We start from the raw sequence: 22,528 nt of genomic DNA, 5'->3' as shown, positions 1-22,528 counted from the left end.
ACTCGTCGGGGGCGCTCGCGATCGCCGCCCGCGCCCCGCGACGTCGCATCGGTCTCACCCGACCGCATTCCACGGCACCTCACCGGTCTCGTCCGGTCGCGTCCGCGCGGGCGAGCGCGTGGGAGAACTGGGTCGCGAAGCGCTCGCCCGCGCCGACGTCGAACGTGAGCGAGACGTCGAGCGCGTCGAAGTCGAGCCGCAGGACGACGTATTCGGCGCCGCCGATCTCGCGGACGTCGAAGTGCCACGTCACCGCATCGAGCCGGTGGCCGCCACGTATCTCACCCGTGCAGGCATCGACAGTCATCTCGCTGGATCGAGGGGGACGGGGATGTCATCGCACACTCCGCGGAGGCGTCGTTCGAGCACGGGCGAGCGTTGCGCCCCGATGGCACTTGTACCCGCGCGCCGGCGCGGGGCGGGCGTTCCTCGCCGCGATGACTCACCACTGCAACCCCCGCGACCTTTTGCAGCGCTCGGCGCGCTCCGCGCGCCGTCGCTTGCAAAAGCTCGACCAAAAGCCGTCGTCGGGGGCTTTGCCCCCTCCTCGGCCTCGCGCCCTCGGCGCGAGTGAACCGCGCGACCACCGGGCTCTTCGAGCCGCTCGTCGCGCGGACGGTAGCCGCGTCGTTTGGTTCGACAGCTATCGGCGTGGAACAGATGTTCAAAAGTCCTACCTATTTCGAGAAGTTCCGGTAGAGGGCGAGAACAACGGCGATCACAGCGATGAGCAGGCCAATTCCTGACGATATTCCTCCGTTACCCGAACTGAACCGCCAGCCAAACACGAAATAACCGAGAAAACCGATGATGGCAGCGGCGACGCCTATCGCCCAGCCGATTTTCGTCCCTGACCGGGGTCCCCTGACCATACGGAGCACGTTACCTTCTCATCGTTAAACCCCTTGTCTGACGCACACGATTCGGTCACTGACTGTACTGAACAATTCATGCGGGATCATTCGCGCGACGAGCGGTCCGTTAGGACCCGGTAGTCGCGCGGTTCACTCGCGCGAAGCGCGAGGCGCGAAGACCCCCGAAGGGGGTCTGATGCGCTTTTGGTCGAGCTTTTGCCAGCGCGCGAAGCGCGCGCAGCAAAAGGTCGGGTTACAGCGTCTCGTCGAGGATCAGCCGGGTCTTCGTCGTCGTTACGTCGTCGAGTTCGCGCGTTTTGGTGATGAGTTCGTTGACGCGACCGGTGTTCTTCGCGTCGACGACGACGACGATGTCGAGTTCCCCGGAGACCTGCCAGACGAAGTCGACTTCGGGCCACTCGGCGATCTGGTCGCCGACGGCGTGGGTGTCGACGTCGACTGCGACGTCGACTTCGATCATGGCCTTGACGTTGCCCGTGCTGGTGGAGACGGTGAATCGCTCGATGATCCCCTCCTCTTGCAGGCGCTCGACGCGGTTGCGGATGGTGCCCTCGCTGACGCCGAGTTCGTCGCCGATCTCGGTGTAGGGCGTTCTGGCGTCCCGTCGGAGGACGTCCAGAATCTGGCGGTCGAGGTCGTCCATACGCACGAGAGGGAGCGGCGAACGAAAGGGGTTACGAAATTCGTAATCACGCTACGAAAGCAAGGCTTATAGTCGGTAAGTCCGTTCGTTTCTCGTAATGTCGGACGCCTACCTCGCCCTCGAAACGGGGGACGTAGTCGAAGCGCGCGCACGCGCCCCGGGTGCGGCCCGGGGCGAACTCGTGTTCACGACCGCCTACACCGGGTACGAGGAGAGCCTCACCGACCCCTCCTACGAGGCGCAGGTGCTCACGTTCTCCTACCCGCTCATCGGCAACTACGGCGTCCGAGAGGAGCGCTTCGAGTCCGAGCGCGTCCACCCCTACGCCGTCGTCGCGCGCGAGATGACGGACGACGTCGCCGAGTGGCTCGACGCCGAGGGCGTCCCCGCCGTCGACCACGTCGACACCCGCGACCTCGTGACGGACATCCGCGACGGCGGCGCGATGAAGGTCGGGATCTCCGCCGGCGATGAGGCCTCGCCCGAGGAGGCGAAAGCCCAACTCGACTCCTGCCCGCACATGAGCGATCTCACGGACATCGGCGCGGACGTCAGCGTCGAGGAGCCGATCCACTACGAGGGGTCGGGCGCGCGTGTCGCGCTCATCGACTGTGGTGCGAAGGGATCGATCGTCGAGTCGCTCACCGCGCGCAACGCCGACGTCCACGTCCTCCCGTACGACGCCACGGCCGACGACGTCGAGGCGCTCGACCCGGACGTCCTCTTCATCTCGAACGGTCCCGGCGACCCCGCGAACTTCGAGGCCGCCCAAGCGCTCGTCGAGCACTTCACGGGCGAGCTCCCGATCGCCGGCATCTGTCTCGGCCAGCAGGTCGTCGCGCGCGCCCTCGGCGGCACCACGGAGAAGATGGACTTCGGCCACCGCGGCGTCAATCAGCCCGTCCTCGACCACGACACCGGCCGCGTCGTCATGACGACGCAGAACCACGGCTACACCGTCGACGAGCCCGGCGACCTCACCGTCACGCAGGTGAACGTCAACGACGACACCCCCGAGGGTCTCGACAGCGCGGAGTACGGCATCCTGACGCGCCAGTACCACCCCGAGGCGAACCCCGGCCCGCACGACACCCTCGACTTCTTCGACGAGGTCCTCGAACTCGCCGAGGGCCGCACGGTCACGGCGTAAGTCGGATCATCGACGCCCGGTCTCTCGCTCGTTCTCCCTATCGATCTCGCTCCTCCTCGCGTTCGTTCTCTCGGCCCCGCCCTCACTACACGTCTCGCAGGTCGTCCACCGCCTCCGCCCGGATCGCCGCGGCCGCGGCCTCGTCCGCGCGCTTCACGATCTCGGCTTCGAGGAACGCCGGGTCGACGGGCGTCCGGTCGGTGTGGCTCAGGACGACGTGCGCGTACGCGGCGGGGAGACCGGCGGTCGCGACCGCGTGGACGCCGTAGTACGGGTGCCCGAGGAGGTCGCCGATCGGCGTCTCCGCGTGGCCGTCGAACTCGTAGAGCTTGCTGACGTCGTGGACGAGCGCCGCGGCGACGACGAGGTCGCGGTCGACGTCGGCGTCACGCGTCGCGGCGAGCGAGTCCGCGAGCGCGAGCGCGCCGCGCGTGACGTCGCGGACGTGCCCGACGAGGTACTCGTCCTCGATGTCGTGCTCGCGCTGCGCGGGCGGGAACCACGGGACTGCGTCGAGATCGTCCATTCCCGTCTCCTCCATCGCGGTCGCCCACGCGGCGACGACGCGCGCGCGGAGGTCGTCGTCGGCGATCTCGGAGAGTTCCGGAAACGCGTCCGTGACGGCGGCGGTCGTGTCCATACCGCCCCCGAGGTGGGGGAGGAAGGTGTAGCTACTGCCCGCTCCTCACTCGCCGCCCCACGTCGCGTTCGTGATGGGGCGCGAGCTGACGGAGGCGACGTCGAGGTCCTCGTCGCGGTGCGCGAGGGCTTCGAGGCTCGCCTCGGCGCTCGCGAGCGTCGAGACGTAGGAGAGGTCCTCCTCGATGGCGGTCTGGAGCGCGTCGACGTCGGCGCCGACGTAGAGGTCGATCTCGTTCTCGCGGATGGCCGCCGGCACGTCGTCGAACGACTGGACGTCGTAGTAGTCGGCGAAGCCTCGACGTCGAAGTCGACGACGGCGACGCCGCCCTCGGGGAGCGGGTTGCCGGCGGCGGACTGGGCCTTCTCGTAGGCCTTCCCGAAGGTCCGCGCGGTCCCCATGACCTCGCCCGTGGACTTCATCTCGGGACCGAGACGGGGGTCGGCACCCTCGAAGCGGTCGAACGGCAGGACGACCTCTTTGACGCTGAACTGCTCGGGGACGCCCTCCTCGACGCCGAGGTCGGCGAGCGACTCGCCGGCCATGACCTTCGCGGCGAGCTTCGCGATCGGCACGCCCGTCGCCTTCGAGACGAACGGCACGGTGCGCGAGGAACGCGGGTTCGCTTCGAGGACGTAGACCTCGCCGTCCTTCACGGCGAGCTGGACGTTGAGCAGGCCGACGGTTTCGAGCGCGGTCGCGATCTCCTCGACGACCTCGCGGACGCGGGCGAGCGTGTCGTCGTCGAGATTGCGCGGCGGGATGACGCAGGCGGAGTCACCCGAGTGAACGCCGGCGGCCTCGACGTGCTCCATCACGCCGCCGATGAGAGCGTCCTCGCCGTCCGAGACGGCGTCGACGTCGAGTTCGACGGCGTCGGCGAGGAACTCGTCGACGAGGATCGGTTTGTCGGGGGCGACCCGGACGGCCTCCTCGATGTACTCCGCGAGCTCGTCGTCGTCGTGGACGACGTCCATCGCGCGCCCACCGAGGACGTAGGACGGCCGGACGAGCACGGGATACCCGAGATCGTGCGCGAGGTCGAGCGCCTCCGCCTTGCTCGTCGCCGTGCCCCCGTCGGGCTGGCTGATCCCGAGGTCGTCCATCAGGACGTTGAACCGATCGCGGTCCTCCGCGAGGTCCATCGCCTCGACGCTCGTGCCGAGGATTTTTGCACTTAGTCCGCGGCGATCGATCTCGGCTTCGAGCTCGTCCGCGACGTTCACGGACGTCTGGCCGCCGAACTGGACCATCACGCCGTCGGCGCCCGTGGCCTCGACGACGTCCGCGACCTCCTCGGCCGTGATCGGCTCGAAGAAGAGGCCGTCAGAGGTGTCGTAGTCCGTCGAGACGGTCTCGGGGTTGTTGTTGACGACGTGGGCCTCGATTCCCTCCTCGCGGAGGGCGCGCACGGCGTGAACGGAGCAGTAGTCGAACTCGACGCCCTGCCCGATGCGGATGGGACCGCCGCCGACGACGACGACGGAATCGGTGTCGTGATCGACGCGGAGTTCGCCGCCCGCGGCCTCGCCCTCGAAGGGCCCGCTGAACCACTCGGGAGCGCGCGCGGAGTAGTAGTACGGCGTCTGGGCTTCGAACTCGCCCGCGCAGGTGTCGACCTGCTTGTAGGTGCGCCCGGGGACGTCGTCTTCGACCTCGGCGACGCTCACGCCCGCGCCGTCGGGGCGCGCCTCGGGTTCGTCCGCGGACGCCTCGGCGTCGACGTCCGACGGCAGCCACGACGGGTGCGTGTCGTCGAACGCGCCGCCCGCGAGCGCCGTGATCTCGTGGTTCGTGAAGCCCTCGATGGCGGCGTCGGTGAACTCGCCGTCCTTCGCGCCGTCGGCGGCGTCGGCGATCCGTGCGAAGCGCTCGACGTACCACTCCTCGATGCCGGTCAGATCGACGACCTCCTCGACCGTGAAGCCGCGATCGAACGCCTCGAAGATCGCGTAGGGGCGATCGGGACTCGGGCGCGCGACGTACGTCTCGGCGAGTTCGTCGTCGGAGAGCGCCGCCCACTCGACGTCGGGGTCGTACTCGCTGGAGCGCATCGCCTTCAGCAGCGACTCCTCGAAGGTGCGCCCGATCGCCATCGCCTCGCCCGTCGACTTCATCGCGGTGCCGAGCGTGAAGTCGACGTTGTCGAACTTGTCCTTGGGCCAGCGCGGCACCTTCGTGACGACGTAGTCGATCGCCGGCTCGAACGCGGCGGTCGTCTCGCCCGTGATCTCGTTCGTGATCTCGTGGAGGCGCTTGCCGAGCGCGACCTTCGCCGTGACGCGCGCGATCGGATAGCCGGTCGCCTTCGAGGCGAGCGCGGAGGAGCGAGAGACGCGGGGGTTCACCTCGACGACGCGGTATTCGCCGCCGGGCGTGCCGTCGTCGCGCCACGCGAACTGGATGTTACACCCGCCTTCGATCCCGAGGTCGCGGATGACCTCCAGCGCGGCGTCGCGCATCTCCTGATGGCCGTCGTCCGGGATGACCTGCGACGGCGTGACGACCGTGGACTCCCCGGTGTGGATGCCCATCGGGTCGATGTTCTCCATGTTGCAGATGATGACGGTGGAGTCGCCGGCGTCGCGCATCACCTCGTATTCGAGTTCGACCCAGCCGGCGATGGACTCGGTGATGAGCACCTCATCGTTGCGAGAGAGGCGCAGACCCTTGCGGACGCGCTCTTTGAGGACCTCCATGTCCTCGACGACGCCGGAGCCGGAGCCACCGAGGGTGTAGGTCGTCCGCATGATGACCGGAAGCCCGCCGACCTCCGCGACGGCGTCCTCGACGCGTTCGCCGAGCGCGTCGGCGTCGAGTTCCTGCACGCTCTCGCCCTCGTCGAGCGAGATGGTTGTCGAGCGCGCGACGGGCTGGTCGAGTTCGTGCATCCGCTGGCGGAAGAGTTCGCGGTCCTCCGTCGCGTAGATGGTGTCGAGCGGCGTGCCCATGATGTCGACGTCGTACTCGTCGAGCACGCCCTCCTCGGCGAGTTCGGCGGTAACGTTCAGCCCCGTCTGGCCGCCGAGACCGGCGATCACGCCGTCGGGATTCTCCGCCGCGATGACCTCCGCGATGGCGTCGGTGGTGATGGGTTCGATGTAGACCTCGTCCGCCATCTCGGGGTCCGTCATGATGGTGGCGGGGTTGGAGTTGACGAGGACGACTCGGGCGCCCTCCTCCTGCAGGGCGCGACACGCCTGCGCGCCGGAGTAGTCGAACTCTGCCGCCTGTCCGATCTGTATCGGGCCGCTCCCGATGAGGAGGACGGTCCGGTCGTCACTCATGTGTGGGTGACACGAGTGCGTACATCGTAATAAGCGAAACGAAACGGTTCAAATCTCGTAACCGGATTACGAAAATCGTAATCAGGGGCAGCCCGTGCGACGCGAAGGGCAGCGACGTCGTTTCACGCCTTCGTGCGCGTCACGCGGGCGAGTCGTACTCGTCGCGCCAGTCGCGCTCGCGTCTGTACAGGTCGACGAACTCGCTCACGTCGAAGTCGAGCATCTGCTCTTCGAAGGCGCCCTGCGCGCCGTCGTCGCGCGCGTGACTCACCGCGTGCTCCATCAACTCGACGACGAGTTCGACGACGTGCTCGTGGAGCGTCCGGGCGTCGAAGCTCGACACCCACAGCATCGCGTAGCCGACGCGGCCGTCGTCAGTCGCGTCGACGGCGACGATCTCGTCCGGGAACTCCTCCATGACGCTCCCCATCAGGTGCGGGGTGCCGAACTCCTCGAAGGCGTCGTCTTCCCCCACGGACACCGTCTCGCGGAGGACCTCGACGACGCCCTCCGGGACGAAGCGCGACGGCGGATGCATGTCCATCACGATAGCGTGGCGCTCGCCGCACGCGCACTCGTACTCGCGCATCCCGAGGTCGAACGCGGAGCGGTGGACGGTCTCGCCGCAGGGGAGCGCGACGGTGCCGTCGTCCGCCTCCGCGTCCGCCTCATCGCCGCCACCGCCGCCACCGGCGTCGGGCACGCGCGGTCCCGTGTCCGTCATGCTACGGCCAGTCGTCGCGCTCGGGTTCGCCGGCCGCCGCGGTGCTCTCCTCGGGATCGCCGAGTTCCCACCCGGCCGCGTCGGCGGCGTCCTCGACGTGGAGGAACTCCCACCCCGTCTCGGCGGCGAGCGCCTCGTCGTCCGAATCAGTGCCGACGAAGACGTGCCGGTCCGTGTCGAACTGGCTCTTGACGTTCTCCAGACTCTCGTCTTTGTCCTTCGGCCCGGAGAAGAAGTCCTGTCTGATGCGGCGCTTGCGGGTGAAGTTCGTGACGACGTACGTCGGTTCGTCGCTCACGACGCCGACGTACTCCGTCCACTGCCGGGCGTCCGCGAACGCCGTTCCGGGCTTCGCGAGTCGCTTGAGCGCGGACAGCTCGAAGGCGAGCGTCATGTCCGTGCTCCCGCCGCTCATGCTCATGGGTACACAGTGGGCCGCTCGCGTGGAAAACGGCTTCGGTCGGAGCGATTCCGGGGCGCAACACAGCGGGGGCGATACGATTCTGAGGGCGGAGTGGCCGCTGCTGGTCGTGACGCCCGGTCCCACCGTACGCTACTCGGCGGTCGGTTCGGCGGCGATGAGAAGAGCGAGTCGACCGGTGTCTGTGGCGCGGCGCGTCGCGGAGCCGAACCGGGAAATCGGCGTTCGGTGCCGCTATCCGATCACAGGTCGGCGTCGAGCTCGTCGAGTTCGAAGTTCTGCTGGAGGAGGACGTCGGACTGATCGGCGACGTCGGTCTCGGCGCGGATGAGCTGCTTGTACTTCGACTGCGGGGCGAGATCGCCGATGAGGACGCCGCCGATGAGCTTCCCGTCCTCGAAGGCGAGACGCCGCCACTCCGTCTCCGAATACGTCCGCTCGACGTGCTCGTCCCCGTCCGTCGGGAACCCGAAGGAGAGGAACGGGAAGTCGAAGTGGGTGATGGAGTACGAGGAGACCCAGCGGAACGCATCGACGTCGGAGTCGACGTCGTCCGCGGCCATCGCGTGGCCGGCGACGGAGCCTTGCTGTTTCGCGGACCCCCACGAGCCGTTCTGGGCGTGCGTGCCGCGGATGGTGTCGTAGAAGCGCGTGATATCGCCCGCCGCGTAGACGTCCTCGGCGTCGGTCCGCATGTACTCGTCGACGACGATGCCGTCGTCGATCTCGACGTCGGTGTCTTGGAGGAACTCGGCGTTGAAGTTCAGGCCGATCGCGATGCCGACGAAATCCGACTCGTAGCGCTCGCCGTCGCCGCCGATCGTGGCGACGACGCGTCCCTCGTCGTCCGTCTCGAAGCCCGACGCGCCGGACTCGAAGACCGGCTCGACGCCCTTCTCCGCGAGCGCGTCGTGGATGATCTCGGCGCCCGCCTCGCTGAGCGCGTAGCGCCACCAGCGGTTGCCGCGCATCAGGTACTTCGCGTCGATCCCCTGCCCGGCGCAGATGGCCGCGAGGTCGATCCCGAGCAGGCCCGCGCCGACGATGACGCCGGAGCCGGCACCCTCCGCGTGCTCGCGGATCCGGCGGGCGTCCTCGAACGTCCAGAAGTGGTGGATGCCGTCCGCGTCGGAGTTCTCGACGGGCAACTGGGTCGGCGTCCCGCCCGTCGCGACGAGCAGTTTGTCGTAGTCGAGGTCGTCGCCCTCGTGGGTGTGGACGACGTGCGCGTCCGTATCGACGCCCGTGACGAGCGTGTTCAACTGGAGCGTGATGTCGCGCTCGGCGTACCACTCCTCGTCGTGGATCGAGATGGGCGCCTCCGGGAGCTTCCCCTTCGCGAACTCCTTGATCAGAATGCGATTGTAGAGGGCTTCACCCTCGTCGGTGACGACGGTGACGTCGGCGTCGGGCGCGCGCTCGCGGATCGTCTCCGCCGCGGAACTCCCCGCGACCCCGTCGCCGATGATCACGAACGACTCGCTCATATTCGGCACTGTGCGTTCCGGGTTAAAGTCGATTGCTATCCGTCCACGCTTCCGGCACACATTGCCGAAGTGCAACACGGCAGCGCGAAACAGGGGTGAATCTTTGTACGTCGCACCCCATGCGTTGGACATGAAGCTCCGACAGAACGTCAGCCACTTCGCGGCCCGCAAGGCGCTGGAGCTACCGGGGGTCGGCGATCTCGTCCACGAGAAGCTCGTCGACATTCACGTCTCCGTCTTCAGCGGATGGGCGGACCCGGAGTACCGCGAGGAGCGCATCCCACACCTCGAGGCGTTCTTCGACGCCAGCACCGAGATGTACCTCACCGCCCTACAAGAGGGGTGCGACGAGGCGACGGCGCGCGAGATCACGCACATCGTCGGCACGTTCGACTTCTACGATCACGGCTGGGCGGAGATGATGGAGTTCCCGCCCGCGGAGGTCGACGCCCACTACGAGCGCCACCGCGACTTCTTCGAGCGCCACGGGATCACCGTCGAGGACCCGCTCGGCGAGTTCGCACCCGCGGACGGTCTCCCCGCCGCCACCGCGACGCCCGAGCGTCTCGAAGACGGCGACTTCCCGCACGCGACCGGCGGCTTCGCGGACGACGTCTACGTCGAGGACGGTGACGGCGAGACGACGCGCGGGAGTCAGGACGCGCCGAACGACGTCGACGTCAACGACGCTCCCGGCGCGAAATAGCCGTCAGCGATCCTCGACGATCCGGTCCGCGACCTCGTAGCCCGCGACGATCCCGCCGTTCAGCGACCGCTCGGGGTACTGCGCCTCGCTCGCCATCCCCGCGTAGTAGACGCCGGGCGCGACGTCGTCCGCGAGGTCGTACGGCACCACCAAGTCGAGATAGCCGCGCTCGTAGATCGGCGCTGTCCGGGGGTTGCGCGCCGTCTTCACCCAGTTCACCGACTCGCGGTCGAACTCGGGGAACAGCGATTCGATCCCCTCGATCCACGTCTCTGCCACCGCCCCGTCGTCCATCCCCCAGACCGGATCGTCCGGGCTTTGGACGTACTTCGGAACGTAGAGGAGGTGTTCGCCGCCGTAGTGCGACTCGTCGATGAAGTTCGTGTGCTCGATCAGCGCCCCGAACGGCGCCTCGTCGGCGACGTTCAGCCAGTAGGTGTCCGTCAGCGACTCGTCCATCGAGATCACCGAGCAGACCGTCCCCTGAAACTCGACGTCGCACGCGTAGCCCGTGAGGTCTTCGAGGACGTTCGGCATCGCCGCGACGACGACCGAATCGACGTCGTGCGTCTCCACCACGCCGTCCGCGTCCTCCGTCGTCAGCGTCCGCACCCCGCTCTCGTCGTACGCGACGTCCGTCACGCGCGTGTTCGTCCGGACGGTGTCGCTCCCGACGTCGGCCAACAGTTCGTCGAGTAGCCGGCCGAAGCCGCCGCGCAGATAGCCGAGCGGCTCGCCCTTCAGCAGGTCGCGCTCGCCGCGGAACTTGATGCGCCCGAGGAGCCACGCCGCCGAGACGTCCTCCGCGCGCTCGCCGAACTTCGCCTCCAAGAGTGGCTCGAAGAACGTCTCGTAGACGTTCCGCGTCGTGTGCTCGATGCAGAACTCCCTGACGGGCACGTCCTCGAAGTCCCGGAGGTCCTCGTACGTGTCGAACGACGGGATCCCACCGCGCACGTCGACGTCGAGGACGAGCATCCCCAGCCGGAAGGTGTCGTAGAGGTTCCAGTAGGGGAACGCGAGGATCTCCCACGGCTTGTCCATCGGGTGGACCGTCCCGTCGATGTAGTAGGCGTTCTTCCCGATCGGCCACGTCAAGTCGTCGCCGAGACCGAGTTCCTCGATCAACGCGACGATCGTCTCCTCGGAACCCGAGAGGTGGTGGTAGAACTTCTCCAATCGATCGCCCGCCGTCTCGTACGTCGCCGCGAGACCGCCAACCTGCTCCGACGCCTCGAACACCGTCACCTCGCGGCCCGCGGCCTGCAACCGCCGCGCCGCCGCCAGCCCCGCGATACCGCCGCCGACGATTCCGATCATGGCACAGGATGCGACGGCGCGGCGGGTTAGTGTTGCGAAACGGCCTTTTGCAGCGCTCGCTTCGCTCGCTGGCAAAAGCTCGACCAAAAGCCGTCGTCGAGTGCTACGCACCCCCCTCGGCCTCGCCTCCGGCGAGGGAACCGGCGACCTACCGACCTCTTCGAGCCTCTCGGTCGCCGGACGCTAGCTCCGTGATTTGATCACCTCTCGGTCTCTATCGAACGTCAGCGGGACGGTCGGTGGGGGCAGCGCAGTCGCGCCGGTGGCGTGAGTGACACCGAGCGCGTCGCGTTCGGCCGTTCCCTCTCGCGGGACGCGTCACTCGCGTGGACCGTGTTTTTGCGCGGTGAGGGATACCGTAGGCGCCCCCTCCGTGGAAAAACATGGTTCGCTAGCCTTTTCCACCCCCGCATGGTACGAGCGCGCATGCTTACGGTCCGCGCCCCCGCGACGAGTGCGAACCTCGGGAGCGGGTTCGACGTGTTCGGCGTCGCGCTCGACCGGCCCGCCGACGTCGTCAGCGTCGAACGGGCCGACGAGACCACGATCGAGGTGTCGGGCGCGGGCGCGCAGTACATCCCGGAGGACCCCGCGAAGAACACGGCGGGCGTCGTCGCCGCCGAACTCGACGCCCCGGCACGCATCCGGATCGACAAGGGCGTCCGTCCCTCCTCAGGACTCGGCTCCAGCGCCGCGTCCGCGGCCGCGGCCGCCGTCGCGCTCGACGCGCTCTACGAGCGCGGGCTGACGGGCGAGGAACTCGTCCGCGTCGCCGCGGAGGGCGAGGCCGCGGTCTCCGGCGAGGCGCACGCGGACAACGTCGCGCCGTCGATCCTCGGGGGGTTCACGGTCGTCCGCGACGACGGCGTGCTCAGCATCGATGCGGAGGTGCCGCTCGTCGCCTGCCTCCCGGAGATCGTCGTCTCGACGCGCGACGCGCGCGGCGTCGTCCCCGACTCCACGAGCATGGACGACGTCGTCCACACCGTCGGGAGCGCCGCGACGCTCACCGCGGGGATGCAGCGCGACGACCCGACGCTCGTCGGGCGCGGGATGGACGAGCACGTCGTGACGCCGGCCCGCGCGGCGCTCATCGACGGCTACGACGACGTCGTCGCGGCCGCCGAGGCCGCGGGCGCGACGGGCGTGACGGTCAGCGGCGCCGGGCCGGCGATCCTCGCCGCCTGCTACCCCGCCCGTCAGCGCGCCGTCGCGTCCGCGATGGTCGAGGCCTTCGAGAACGCCGGCGTCGACGCGCGAGCGTACCGCTCGTCAGTCGGGAGCGGCGCGGTGATCGTCGAAAAATAACGTCGCGGGCGGGGCGTTAGAGCCGTTCGACGATGGCGCCCGTCACGTCTTCGGTGCCGGCGTCGCCACCGAGGTCCGGCGTCCGCGGGCCGTGCGCGAGGACGCCCTCGACGGCGTCCCGAACGGTCTGCGCTTCTTCGTCGTAATCGAGGTAGTCGAGCAGCATCGCGGCCGAGAGGACGGTCGCGCAGGGGTTCGCGACGCCCTGCCCGGCGATGTCCGGCGCGGTGCCGTGGACCGGCTCGAAGAGCGCGCGCTCCTCGCCGATGTTCGCGGACGGCAGGAGTCCGAGACCACCCACGAGGCCGGCGGCGAGGTCGGAGAGCACGTCGCCCGCGAGGTTCGGGCAGACGACGACCTCGTACTCCTCGGGGCGCAGACAGAGATGCATCGCGAGCGCGTCCATCAGCGCCGTCTCCGTCTCGACGCCGCGCTCCTCGGCGACCGCCTGCACCGTATCGCGGAAGAGACCGTCCGATTCGCGCATCACGTTCGCTTTGTGCGCGACGGTGAAGCCCTCGGGGGCGAACTCGCAGGCGTACTCGGCGAGGCGCGCGCTCGCGGACTTCGAGACGACGCGCGTCAGCGTCGTGACGTCGTCAGTGAGCCGCGACTCGTGACCGGCGTAGACGCCCTCGGTGTTCTCCCGGAGGAAGACGACGTCCATGTCGGGCTTGAGCGCGTCCACGCCCGGGTAGGTGCGCGCGGGCCGAACGTTGACGAAGGAGTCCACGGCATCCCGAAGCGGGAGGATGACGTCCGCGGCGCTCTCGCCGGCCGCGCCGAACAGCGTCGCGTCGGCGCTCGCGGCGAGGCCGCGCGTCTCCTCCGGGAGCGGGTCACCGCCCTCCGCGGCGACGTGATCGCCCGCGGGGGCCTCGACGAACTCGAAGTCGACGCCCGTGGCTTGCAGGACGTCCACCGCGGCGGGGACGACCTCCTGCCCGATGCCGTCGCCGGGGATGACGACGATCTCCTCAGTCATCGGTCTCGGTCCGGGGGAGCGATTCCGACTCGACGTACGGGAGCGATTCCGCGACGTCGCGCGTCGCGTCCGCGTTCGCCTCCATGAGCGCCGTCGTGTCCCAGACGCCCTCGACGAGCGCCTTGTGCTGGGCCTTATCGACGTTCGCGCTCATCTCCGTGTCGTCGTACTCGACGACCTCGCGCACGATGTCGACGTGGAGGTCCTCGTCGGGGTGGTCGTCCACCCACTGCTGTAAGGCGTTGATGGACTCGTGGTCGGCGGTGAGCGTCGGGATCCCGAGCGCGAGGCAGTTCCCCGCGAAGATCTCGGCGAACGACTCCCCGATGATGGCGTCGATCCCCCACCGCATCAGCGCCTGCGGGGCGTGCTCGCGCGAGGAGCCACAGCCGAAGTTCGAGTTCACCACGAGGACGTTCGCGCTCTGGTACCGATCCTCGTTGAACGGGTGGTCCTTCTCGTTGTCCTCGTCGTCGAAGCGCTGATCGAAGAAGGCGTACTCGCCGAGACCGTCGAAGGTGACGACCTTCATGAAGCGCGCGGGGATGATCTGGTCGGTGTCGATGTCGTTCCCGCGGATCGGGATCCCCGTCCCGGTCACCTCCTCGACGGTTTCGGCCGGTCCGTCAGCGAGGTCGCTCACGCGAGGTTCACCTCCTTCAGGTCGCGCACGTCAGTCACTTCCCCGGTGACGGCGGCGGCGGCGACCATCCGCGGGTTCATCAGGACGGTCCGGCCGTCCTTCGAACCCTGCCGCCCGATGAAGTTCCGATTCGAGGACGAGGCACACGCCTCGTCGCCCTCCAGTTGGTCGTCGTTCATCCCGAGACACATCGAACAGCCGGCGTCGCGCCAGTCGAAGCCGGCCTCGGTGAAGATCTGATCGAGACCTTCCTCCTCCGCGGCGGCCTTCACGCGCTGGCTGCCGGGGACGACGAACGCGCGCACGTCGTCGGCGACCTCGCGGCCCTCGACGACGCGTGCGGCGGCGCGCAGGTCGGGCAGCCGGGCGTTCGTACAGGAGCCGAGGAAGGCGACGTCGATCTCGTAGCCCGCCATCGTCTCACCGGGTTCGACGCGCATGTGGTCCTGTGCGCGCCGGGCGACGTCCGCGTCGCCCGACTCCATCTCCTCGGGGTCCGGAATCGGGTCCGTGATGCCGATGCCCTGCCCCGGCGTGGTGCCCCACGTGACGACCGGTTCGAGCTCGGAGCCGTCGATCGTGACGACGTCGTCGTACTCCGCATCGTCGTCCGTCTTGATGGACTCCCAGTACTCCTTGTGGCGCTCGAATTTTTCGGGGTCGTCCGCGTACGCGTCCGTCTCCGCGAGCCACTCGTACGTGGTCTCGTCGGGGTTGACGTAGCCGGCGCGCGCGCCGCCCTCGATGGACATGTTGCAGATGGACATTCTCCCCTCCATGCCGAGGTTCTCGATCGCCTCGCCGCCGTACTCGTAGACGTAGCCGACGCCGCCGTCCGTGCCGAGTCGGCGAATGATCTCGAGGATGACGTCCTTGGCCTCGACGCCGGGCCCGAGTTCGCCCTCGACCTCGATGCGCCGGACCTTCTGCTTCTCCATGGCGATACACTGCGTCGCGAGGACGTCGCGAATCTGCGAGGTGCCGATACCGAACGCGACGGCGCCGAACGCGCCGTGCGTCGCCGTGTGCGAATCGCCGCAGACGATGGTCTTGCCGGGCGTCGTGATGCCCTGCTCCGGCCCGATGACGTGGACGATACCCTGATCGCCCGTCGTCGGGTCGTCGAACTCGATGCCGGCCTCGCGGACGTTGTCCTCGAGTTCCTCCATCATCCGCTCGGCCGCGTCGTTCCCGAACGGTCGGGAGCGATCGCCCGTCGGGACGATGTGGTCGACGGTCGCGTGCGTCAGCTCCGGGTACGCGACGTCGATGTCGCGCTCCTGAAGCATCCCGAACGCCTGCGGACTCGTCACCTCGTGGATGAGGTGGAGACCGACGAACAGCTGGGTCTGGCCCGTCGGGAGCGTCGTGACGGTGTGTTCGTCCCAGACCGCATCGTAGAGCGTGCCCTCGCTCATTGACGTACCTCTGCGCGCTCCTGTTCGTCCTCGGTCTCCTCTTCGGCCCACTCGAAGAGTTCGCGGAGGCGCTCGCCGACCTCCTCGATCTCGTGGTTGCGCTCGCGCTCGTGGAGCTGATTGAACCGCGGCCGGTTGGCCTGATTCTCGGTGATCCACTCCTGCGCGAACTCGCCGTTCTGGACCTGCTCTAAGACCTCCTCCATGTTCTCGCGGGCGCCCTCGTCGACGACGACGTCACCGCGCGTGAGACCGCCGAACTCGGCCGTATCGGACACCGAGTCCCACATCTCGCCGAGTCCGCCCTCGTACATCAGATCGACGATGAGCTTCAGCTCGTTGAGGACCTCGAAGTACGCCATCTCGGGGCTGTAACCCGCATCGACCAGCACCTCGTACCCCTGCTTGACGAGGCTCGTGACGCCCCCGCAGAGGACGGCCTGCTCGCCGAAGAGGTCGGTCTCCGTCTCCTCCTTGAACGAGGTCTGAATGACGCCGGCGCGCGCGCAGCCGATGGCGCTCGCGTACGCGAGCGCCTCCTCCTTCGCCTCGCCCGTCTCGTCCTGATAGACGGCGACGAGACCGGGAGTGCCCTCTCCGGACTCGTACGTGCGGCGGACGATGTGGCCCGGGGACTTCGGCGCGACCATCGTCACGTCGATGCCGTCCTTCGGCTCGATCTGCCCGTAGTGGATGTTGAATCCGTGGGCGAACTGGAGCGTGTTGCCCGCTTCGAGTTCGTCCTCGATAGCGGCGTAGACGGCCGGCTGGACGGTGTCCGGAACGAGGACGCTCACGACGTCCGCCTCGGCGGCCGCCTCGACGGGCGTCGCGACGCGCAGTCCGTCCTCTTTCGCGGCCGCCCGGGACGCGGAGTCCTCGCGCAGGCCGACGACGACGTCGACGCCCGACTCGTGGAGGTTCTGGGCGTGCGCGTGGCCCTGACTCCCGTAGCCGAGCACCGCGACCGTCTTGTCCGCGATGTAGTCGGGGTTCGTGTCTTCTTCGTGATACACCGGTTGCGTGAATTCGTCGTCACTCATTGTTGTGGGTTTCGTGTGCCGTGAACTCCGTGCCGCCGGCGAGCGCGGCGGTGCCCGTGCGGGCGACCTCGCGCACGCCGAACCGTTCGAACGCCTCGACCGCGGCGTCGATCTCCGCTTCCGTGCCGGTCAGCTCGACCGTCACGACCTCCGGGCCGGCCTCGACGGCCTCGCCGCCGTACATCTCGGCGACGGCCGCGACGCCCGCGGGGTCGTCGTCGCCGACCTTGATGAGCGCGAGTTCGCGCTCTGTCGCGGCCTCGAGTTCGCGGACCGCGTGGACGGGGACGAGCTTGCGCAGTTGGCGCTTGGCCTGCTCGACGCCGGGATCCGTCTCCTCGACGACGATCGTCATGCGCGCCAGCCCGCCAGTCATCGTCGGGCCGACGGTCAAGCTCTCGATGTTGAACTGCCGGCGCGCGAACAGCCCCGAGACCTCGGCGAGAACGCCGGGCTCGTGGTCGACGAGCGCCGACAGCACCTCGCGGCGGACCTCGGGTTCGGCCTCCGCCTCGGGATCGATGCGGATGCCCTGCTCGTTCCGGCGCCCGCTCGGATGCGGGCGCTCCTCGGGCGCGGGTCCGGGGAGTTCGCCCGTCATCGTCGGTCACCTCGGGCGGTCGTGGCCGCGCGACTCGCGACGCTGGCCGCTCGCTCGTTCCGCGACGCCGTCCGTGTCGCGTGTTCGTGTCCGTTCATAGGTGCTCCTCCTGCAGTGCGAACAGTCCGTTCGCGCCGCCCGATGCGACCATCGGGTAGACGTCCTCGCGGGGATCGATGTGGCAGTCGATGACGCTCGGGCCGTCGTAGTCGCGAGCCGCCGCGATCGTATCGGCGACGTCGTCGTACGCGTCGAGGGTGAAGCCCTTCGCACCGAACGCGTCGGCGAGCGTCGCGAAGTCCGGACCCCACGGGTACTCGGAGGCCATCCGGCGGCCCTCGAAGAAGGCGTCCTGCCACTGTCGGACCATGCCGACGGCCTCGTTGTTCAGGATGCAGACCGTGATATCGAGGTCCTCGCGGACCGCGACCGAGAGACCCTGCGAGGTCATCAGGAAGGAGCCGTCGCCGTCGAAGCAGACGACCTCCTTCTCGGGGGCGGCGACCTTCGCGCCGATGGCGGCTGGGAGACCGTACCCCATCGTTCCGAGACCGTGACTGGAGATCCACGTCCGCGGCTCGGTGAACGTCCAGTACTGGACCGCCCACATCTGGTGTTGGCCGACGCCCGTCGTGACGATGGTGTCCGCGTCGGTCGCCTCGTCGAACGCCTCGACGACGAACTGCGGCTTGAGGGGTTCGTCCTCGGGCGCGTCGTAGTCCATCGGATACTCCGTCTCCCAGTGGGTGCACTGGTCGCGCCACGCGTCGGTGTCCGGCGAGCGGGCCAGCGCCTCGTCGAGCTGGCGCAGCACCGTGCTCGCGTCGCCGACGAGGGGGTAGTCCGCGTGGACGTTCTTCGAGATCTCCGAGGCGTCGATGTCGACGTGCGCGATTTCGGCCTCGGGCGCGAACGTGTCCACGCCGCCCGTGAGCCGGTCGTCGAAGCGCGTGCCGACCGCGAGCATCACGTCGCAGTGCGTGACGGCCATGTTCGCGTAGCCGGTGCCGTGCATGCCCGCCATCTCCATGGCGAGTTCGTGCGTCTCGTCGAAGGCGCCGACGCCCGGCATCGTCGTGACCACGGGGACGCCGTGATCGATGGCGAACTGCCGGAGTTCCTCCGAGGCGTTCCCCTTGATGACGCCGCCGCCCGCGAGGATGACGGGCCGCTCGGCGTTCGCGAGCGCCGTCGCGGCGCGGGTGACCGCTTCGGGATCGGCCTCGTCCGGGACGACCTGCGTCTCGGGTCCCGCCGCGGGACCGGGACGCGCGACGTCCTCGGCGTTCGAGACGTCCTTCGGTAGATCGACGAGCGTCGGTCCCTGCCGGCCCTTCCGGGCGAGTTCGAAGGCCTCGCCGACGGTGTCACCGACGGTGTCCGGGTCGCTCGCGAAGTAGCTCGCCTTCGTCACGGGGCGCGTGATACCTGTCGTATCGGCCTCCTGAAACGCGTCGTTGCCGACCATGTCGGTTGCCACCTGCCCGGTGAGGGCCAACAGCGGCTCCGAGTCCATGTCGCGTCGGCGATGCCGGTGACGAGGTTGGTCGCGCCGGGACCGGACGTCGCCAGACAGACGCCCGGTTTGCCGGTGACGGCGCCGTAGGCGTCCGCGGCGTGCGCGGCGCCCTGTTCGTGCGCCATCGTGACGTGCTCGATGTCGCTCTGGTAGAGCGCGTCGTAGATGGGCATGATGGCGCCGCCCTGCACGCCGAAAGCGGCCTCGACGCCGGCGTTCTCCAGTGCGGCCACGACGGACGACGCGCCTGTCGGCAGCGTCTCCTCCGCGTCGCGTTCGGTCGATCGTTCGGGTTCGCTCTCGCTCATTGTGTGGTGTGTGTGGTGCGGTCGCTAGTGGATTCGACGGACGGTGCAAACGGCCGGTGAGGATGAGGAGAGAGGGGGCTTACGCCCCTACGATGAACGTCGGGACCGCGGCGATGACACTCACGCGGGGTCGCGTCGCCTGCGTGGGCGCTCGTCGCATCGGTACCGGCGGTAGGCGTCGCTCCTATTTCAACCTTCCCGGCCGCGCAAACGTTGCCGAACGAGGGCATGACAGCTCAGGCCCTCACTTCGGTGGACACGCGCTCGACGCCGACGTCGGCCGCGAACTCGTGGAGGTCCTCGGTCGTGACGCGGCGCTTCCCGGCGGCGTGCTCCTTCACGCGCTTCGTGACCGCCACCACCTCGTCGTCGGTCGGCTCGTAGCCGGCCTCCTCCAAGTGCTGGCGAACCGCGTTCGTCCCCGTGTGCTTCCCGAGGACGATAGAGCGCTCCGCGCCGATCATCTCCGGGGTCATGCGCCCGGCTCGAACGTCTCGGCGTTCTCGATGACGCCGGCCGCGTGGATGCCCGACTCGTGGCTGAAGGCGTTCTTGCCCACGACGGGCTTGTTGTCCGGGATCGGCACCCCGGACTTCTCCGCGACCACGTGCGAGAGCTCGGCGATACCGGTCGTGTCGATACCGGTATCGACGCCGTAGAGGCTCTCGATGGCCATCACGACCTCCTCTAAGGCGGCGTTGCCGGCGCGCTCGCCGATGCCGTTGACGCTCACCTGCGCCTGCTCGGCGCCGGCGACGATCCCCTCGACCGCGTTCGCGGTCGCCATTCCGAAGTCGTCGTGGCAGTGCACGTCGACTCGGGCGTCCGTGTGCTCGCGCACGTACCGGACGAGGTCGGCGAACCGACTCGGCGTCGCGATGCCGACGGTGTCGGGGAGGTTCACCCAATCGAGGCCGGCCGAATCGACCGCCTCCAGCACCTCTGCGAGGTAGTCGGGATCCGTCCGGGTGACGTCCATCGGGGAGTACATGACTTCGACGCCGGCGTCCGCGACCTGCTCGACCGCCGCGACCGACCGGTCGAGCACCTCCTCGCGCGTGGCGTGCATCGAGTCCTCGATCTGGATGTCGCTGGTGGACGCGAAGACGTGCACCATGTCGACATCCGCGTCGATCGCGGCCTCGACGTCCGACTCGACCACGCGCGCCAGCCCGCATGTCGTGGCGTCCGTCGCCTCGGCGACGTCCCGAACGGCCTCGAACTCCGCCTCGGAGTTCGCGGGGAAGCCGGCCTCGATGACGTGGACGCCCATACCGTCGAGCAGCGCGGCTATCTCGCGCTTGTCGTCGTAGTCGAACGACGTGCGTGGCGTCTGCTCGCCGTCGCGGAGCGTCGTGTCGAAAATTCGTGCGTCGTCGATCTCGTCGTTATTGTGGGCTAATGTGCCCTGGAAGAACCCGTTCCCCCGGACTCGCACCGGGAATGTCGTTAGATGACATCGTGTACATTCGTACAGAACGGCCTCCCACATAAGAGTGTCTCTCTCGAACAGTTCGTCAGACGCCTGATCGACCGCGGATCGCGGCGGCGACCGAAAACCGCCGGACGCCAACGCCAAAAAGGAGATATTAGGACTCCATGTGGCACAGTATCGCACGACCGACGGTCTCGCGACTCCCCGTCGCGCGTCGCGGGCGGGTGGACGAACGTGGAGTCGGGCGGATCGGAGCCGGGCGTCTCAGACGACGCCGAGCGCGACGCTCGCGACGAGGACGCAGCAGCCACCGACGACGGTGCTGGCGACGGCGTGCGTCCGAAGTCGGTCGAGGAGCGCGTGATCGTGGCCGTCGCCGCCGGCGTCGCGGGTGACGGCCGCGTGGATCTCCCCGCCGATCTCGCAGTCGGGGAGGAAATCCATGGCGACGTGCAGGAAGACGCCCGCGGCGAACCCGAACACGACGGCGTCGACGGCCGGGTTCGGCGGGACGCGAAGGAGGGTGACGGCGACGGCGACGACCCCGAGGGCGGCCGCCGGGACGAGCAGCGGCGTCACCGGGCGGTCGTCGATGCGGAGGCGGCGCGCGGCGGCGTACCCCGCGGGTCCCTTGTGCGAGACGATGGCGAGACCGAGGACGACGCCGAGATCCGGCATCGTCGCGTAGACGGCGCCGATGATGGCGCCCGCGGCGAGCGCGTGCGCGGTGAGCTGCGCGGCCGTCCGATCGATCGGGAGGTCGCGGTGCGAGAGGCGGTGGCCGACGGTGTGCGCGCCGAACCCCGCGATGACGCCGGTGGCGAGACCGAATCCGGCGAGGCGGGGATCGTAGCCGACGGCCTGCGGAACGAGGAAGACGGCGGCGCTCGTCACCATCGCGCCGCTCGCGAGACCGTACCCCCAGACGAGTCCGCGCGCGCTGCCGGCGTCCGCGCGCGCGCCGAGGACCGCGCCGAGCGCCATCGCCCCGAACGCCACCCACCCGATCCCGACGACCTTCCCGGCGCGGCCGGCCGCGAGCGCGGCGCCGGAGAGACAGCACAGGAGAACGAGGAGGCCCGCGCCGAGCGCGATCGAGCGACCGCGGGCGGGATCGGCGGAGATCGTGTCTGACACTATTACTAATTCCAGCCCAGATATTATTAACGGTGTCGGTGACCGCGGCGACGGCCGGCACGTCGAAGGGACGGCCGCGAGAAACACGCGTATGCACGTCCTCTCGATGGACTGGCGCGACGTCTGCTTCGCCTCGTGGCCGGTCGAGCCGGCCGCCGTCGCGCGGACCCTCCCCGACGGTCTCGCCGTCGACACCTACGAGGGCGACGCCTACCTCTCCGTCGTCCCGTTCGTCATGGGCGACGTCCGCCCGCCCGGATGGCCGCGCGCGCTCGCGCCCACCTTCGGCGAGCTGAACCTCCGGACCTACGTCACCGCCGAGAGCGGTGATCGGGCGATCTACTTCTACAATCTCGACGCGAGCGGCGCGATCGGGATCCCCCTCGCCCGGACGTTCTTCCGGATCCCCTACTATCACGCCGATATCGACGTTTCGCGCGTCTCAGACAGCGGCCTGCACTTCCGGAGCACCCGGACACACGAGGGCGTGCCGTCGTGCGAGTTCGACGCCACGATCACCCCCGGAGCGGAGCGCGTCACGCCCGAGTCTGGGAGCCTCGAATCGTTCCTCGTCGAGCGCTATCGCTTCTACACGCGCGGGCTCGGAGGGCTGTGGTACGGCGACATCGAGCACGACCCGTGGACGCTGACGGACGCGACGCTCGACGTCCGGCGGAACGATCTCTTCGACGCGAACGGGTTCGACGATCCCGACTCGACGCCGCACGTCGCCCACTCGCGCGGCGTCGAGGTCGACGCCCATCACCTCCGCCGGCTCTAGACGTGTGCTCGAGGAGCGCGGCGTGCGCGCGCCGGAAGCGCTCGGAGAGCGACTGATCCGGGATCCCGAGGTCGGCCGCGAGATCGAAGCGCTCGAC

The 22,528-nt window shown here is 68.7% G+C and carries 18 protein-coding genes and 3 pseudogenes; 4 read left to right on the top strand and 17 right to left on the bottom strand.

Translation table 11 applies throughout. The features are described 5' to 3' along the window. Positions 1–79: 79 nt before the first annotated feature. From AOZ13_RS13770 to AOZ13_RS02635, 3 genes are all read right to left on the bottom strand, one after another. Positions 80–307, bottom strand: coding sequence for a hypothetical protein (locus tag AOZ13_RS13770; RefSeq protein WP_021779738.1), 228 nt, complete (start codon positions 305–307; stop codon positions 80–82). A 370-nt stretch (positions 308–677) separates the two neighbouring features. Continuing rightward, a complete protein-coding gene (locus AOZ13_RS13765) occupies positions 678–872 on the bottom strand; it encodes a hypothetical protein (RefSeq protein WP_148294553.1) in 195 nt (64 codons plus the stop codon). A 235-nt stretch (positions 873–1,107) separates the two neighbouring features. Beyond that, a complete protein-coding gene (locus AOZ13_RS02635) occupies positions 1,108–1,518 on the bottom strand; it encodes an Lrp/AsnC family transcriptional regulator (RefSeq protein ID WP_020221985.1) in 411 nt (136 codons plus the stop codon). A 97-nt stretch (positions 1,519–1,615) separates the two neighbouring features. On the opposite strand from AOZ13_RS02635, the gene carA reads away from it, so the two are divergent. After that, positions 1,616–2,668 carry a glutamine-hydrolyzing carbamoyl-phosphate synthase small subunit gene (carA, locus tag AOZ13_RS02630; RefSeq protein WP_020221984.1) on the top strand — a complete coding sequence of 351 codons (1,053 nt, stop codon included), beginning with the start codon at positions 1,616–1,618 and terminating at the stop codon, positions 2,666–2,668. A gap of 85 nt (positions 2,669–2,753) precedes the next feature. On the opposite strand, the gene AOZ13_RS02625 is transcribed toward carA, so the two are convergent. The 5 genes and pseudogenes from AOZ13_RS02625 to AOZ13_RS02605 form a co-directional block, all read right to left on the bottom strand. Beyond that, positions 2,754–3,194: an HD domain-containing protein gene (locus AOZ13_RS02625; RefSeq protein WP_234402813.1), complete on the bottom strand. Its 441-nt coding sequence runs from the start codon at positions 3,192–3,194 to the stop codon at positions 2,754–2,756. Between the two features lie 159 nt (positions 3,195–3,353). Continuing rightward, a pseudogene (gene carB / locus AOZ13_RS02620) lies at positions 3,354–6,595 on the bottom strand (carbamoyl-phosphate synthase large subunit). A gap of 139 nt (positions 6,596–6,734) precedes the next feature. Then, positions 6,735–7,319 carry a DUF5815 family protein gene (locus AOZ13_RS02615; RefSeq protein ID WP_021779736.1) on the bottom strand — a complete coding sequence of 195 codons (585 nt, stop codon included), beginning with the start codon at positions 7,317–7,319 and terminating at the stop codon, positions 6,735–6,737. 1 nt (position 7,320) lies between these two features. Next, positions 7,321–7,734 carry a DUF7124 domain-containing protein gene (locus tag AOZ13_RS02610; protein WP_044958581.1) on the bottom strand — a complete coding sequence of 138 codons (414 nt, stop codon included), beginning with the start codon at positions 7,732–7,734 and terminating at the stop codon, positions 7,321–7,323. Between the two features lie 248 nt (positions 7,735–7,982). Continuing rightward, on the bottom strand, positions 7,983–9,227 hold the full coding sequence (locus tag AOZ13_RS02605; protein ID WP_049933743.1) for an NAD(P)/FAD-dependent oxidoreductase: 1,245 nt from the start codon (positions 9,225–9,227) through the stop codon (positions 7,983–7,985). Between the two features lie 130 nt (positions 9,228–9,357). Here AOZ13_RS02605 and AOZ13_RS02600 point away from each other — a divergent pair, with 130 nt between their 5' ends. After that, on the top strand, positions 9,358–9,933 hold the full coding sequence (locus AOZ13_RS02600) for a DUF6149 family protein (RefSeq protein WP_020222691.1): 576 nt from the start codon (positions 9,358–9,360) through the stop codon (positions 9,931–9,933). Between the two features lie 3 nt (positions 9,934–9,936). On the opposite strand, the gene AOZ13_RS02595 is transcribed toward AOZ13_RS02600, so the two are convergent. Further along, the gene (locus AOZ13_RS02595; RefSeq protein ID WP_020222690.1) at positions 9,937–11,253 is read right to left on the bottom strand and encodes an NAD(P)/FAD-dependent oxidoreductase; all 1,317 of its coding nucleotides are present in this window, start codon (positions 11,251–11,253) and stop codon (positions 9,937–9,939) included. Between the two features lie 426 nt (positions 11,254–11,679). On the opposite strand from AOZ13_RS02595, the gene AOZ13_RS02590 reads away from it, so the two are divergent. Beyond that, complete coding sequence (locus AOZ13_RS02590) at positions 11,680–12,561, top strand: homoserine kinase (RefSeq protein ID WP_021779734.1); 882 nt, start codon at positions 11,680–11,682, stop codon at positions 12,559–12,561. A gap of 16 nt (positions 12,562–12,577) precedes the next feature. Here the strand turns inward: AOZ13_RS02590 and AOZ13_RS02585 are convergent, their stop codons facing one another. The 8 genes and pseudogenes from AOZ13_RS02585 to AOZ13_RS02550 all read right to left on the bottom strand — a co-directional run bounded on the left by AOZ13_RS02585 (position 12,578) and on the right by AOZ13_RS02550 (position 21,650). Beyond that, positions 12,578–13,546 carry an isocitrate/isopropylmalate dehydrogenase family protein gene (locus AOZ13_RS02585; protein WP_020221476.1) on the bottom strand — a complete coding sequence of 323 codons (969 nt, stop codon included), beginning with the start codon at positions 13,544–13,546 and terminating at the stop codon, positions 12,578–12,580. Next, positions 13,539–14,189: a 3-isopropylmalate dehydratase small subunit gene (gene leuD / locus AOZ13_RS02580; RefSeq protein WP_020221475.1), complete on the bottom strand. Its 651-nt coding sequence runs from the start codon at positions 14,187–14,189 to the stop codon at positions 13,539–13,541. Before leuD ends, AOZ13_RS02585 begins: the two co-directional genes overlap by 8 nt. After that, complete coding sequence (gene leuC / locus AOZ13_RS02575) at positions 14,186–15,607, bottom strand: 3-isopropylmalate dehydratase large subunit (RefSeq protein WP_020221474.1); 1,422 nt, start codon at positions 15,605–15,607, stop codon at positions 14,186–14,188. The genes leuD and leuC overlap by 4 nt, the downstream gene beginning before the upstream one ends. Then, the gene (gene ilvC / locus AOZ13_RS02570; RefSeq protein ID WP_020221473.1) at positions 15,604–16,650 is read right to left on the bottom strand and encodes a ketol-acid reductoisomerase; all 1,047 of its coding nucleotides are present in this window, start codon (positions 16,648–16,650) and stop codon (positions 15,604–15,606) included. Before ilvC ends, leuC begins: the two co-directional genes overlap by 4 nt. Continuing rightward, entirely contained in the window at positions 16,643–17,251 is a 609-nt protein-coding gene (gene ilvN / locus AOZ13_RS02565) for an acetolactate synthase small subunit (RefSeq protein ID WP_020221472.1), read from the bottom strand. Before ilvN ends, ilvC begins: the two co-directional genes overlap by 8 nt. A 94-nt stretch (positions 17,252–17,345) precedes the next feature. Then, a pseudogene (gene ilvB, locus AOZ13_RS02560) lies at positions 17,346–19,078 on the bottom strand (biosynthetic-type acetolactate synthase large subunit). Between the two features lie 236 nt (positions 19,079–19,314). Beyond that, a pseudogene (locus AOZ13_RS02555) lies at positions 19,315–20,570 on the bottom strand (LeuA family protein). 207 nt (positions 20,571–20,777) lie between these two features. Then, positions 20,778–21,650 (bottom strand): ZIP family metal transporter, encoded by an 873-nt coding sequence (locus AOZ13_RS02550; RefSeq protein ID WP_394324671.1) that lies wholly within the window; start codon positions 21,648–21,650, stop codon positions 20,778–20,780. Positions 21,651–21,741: 91 nt separating this feature from the next. On the opposite strand from AOZ13_RS02550, the gene AOZ13_RS02545 reads away from it, so the two are divergent. Then, on the top strand, positions 21,742–22,431 hold the full coding sequence (locus tag AOZ13_RS02545; RefSeq protein WP_020222322.1) for a YqjF family protein: 690 nt from the start codon (positions 21,742–21,744) through the stop codon (positions 22,429–22,431). Positions 22,432–22,528 lie beyond the last annotated feature (97 nt).

The organism is Halarchaeum acidiphilum MH1-52-1 (assembly GCF_000474235.1).
In the GTDB taxonomy this organism is placed as follows: Archaea; Halobacteriota; Halobacteria; order Halobacteriales; family Halobacteriaceae; genus Halarchaeum; species Halarchaeum acidiphilum.
This window is presented reverse-complemented; position numbering and strand designations above follow the sequence as displayed.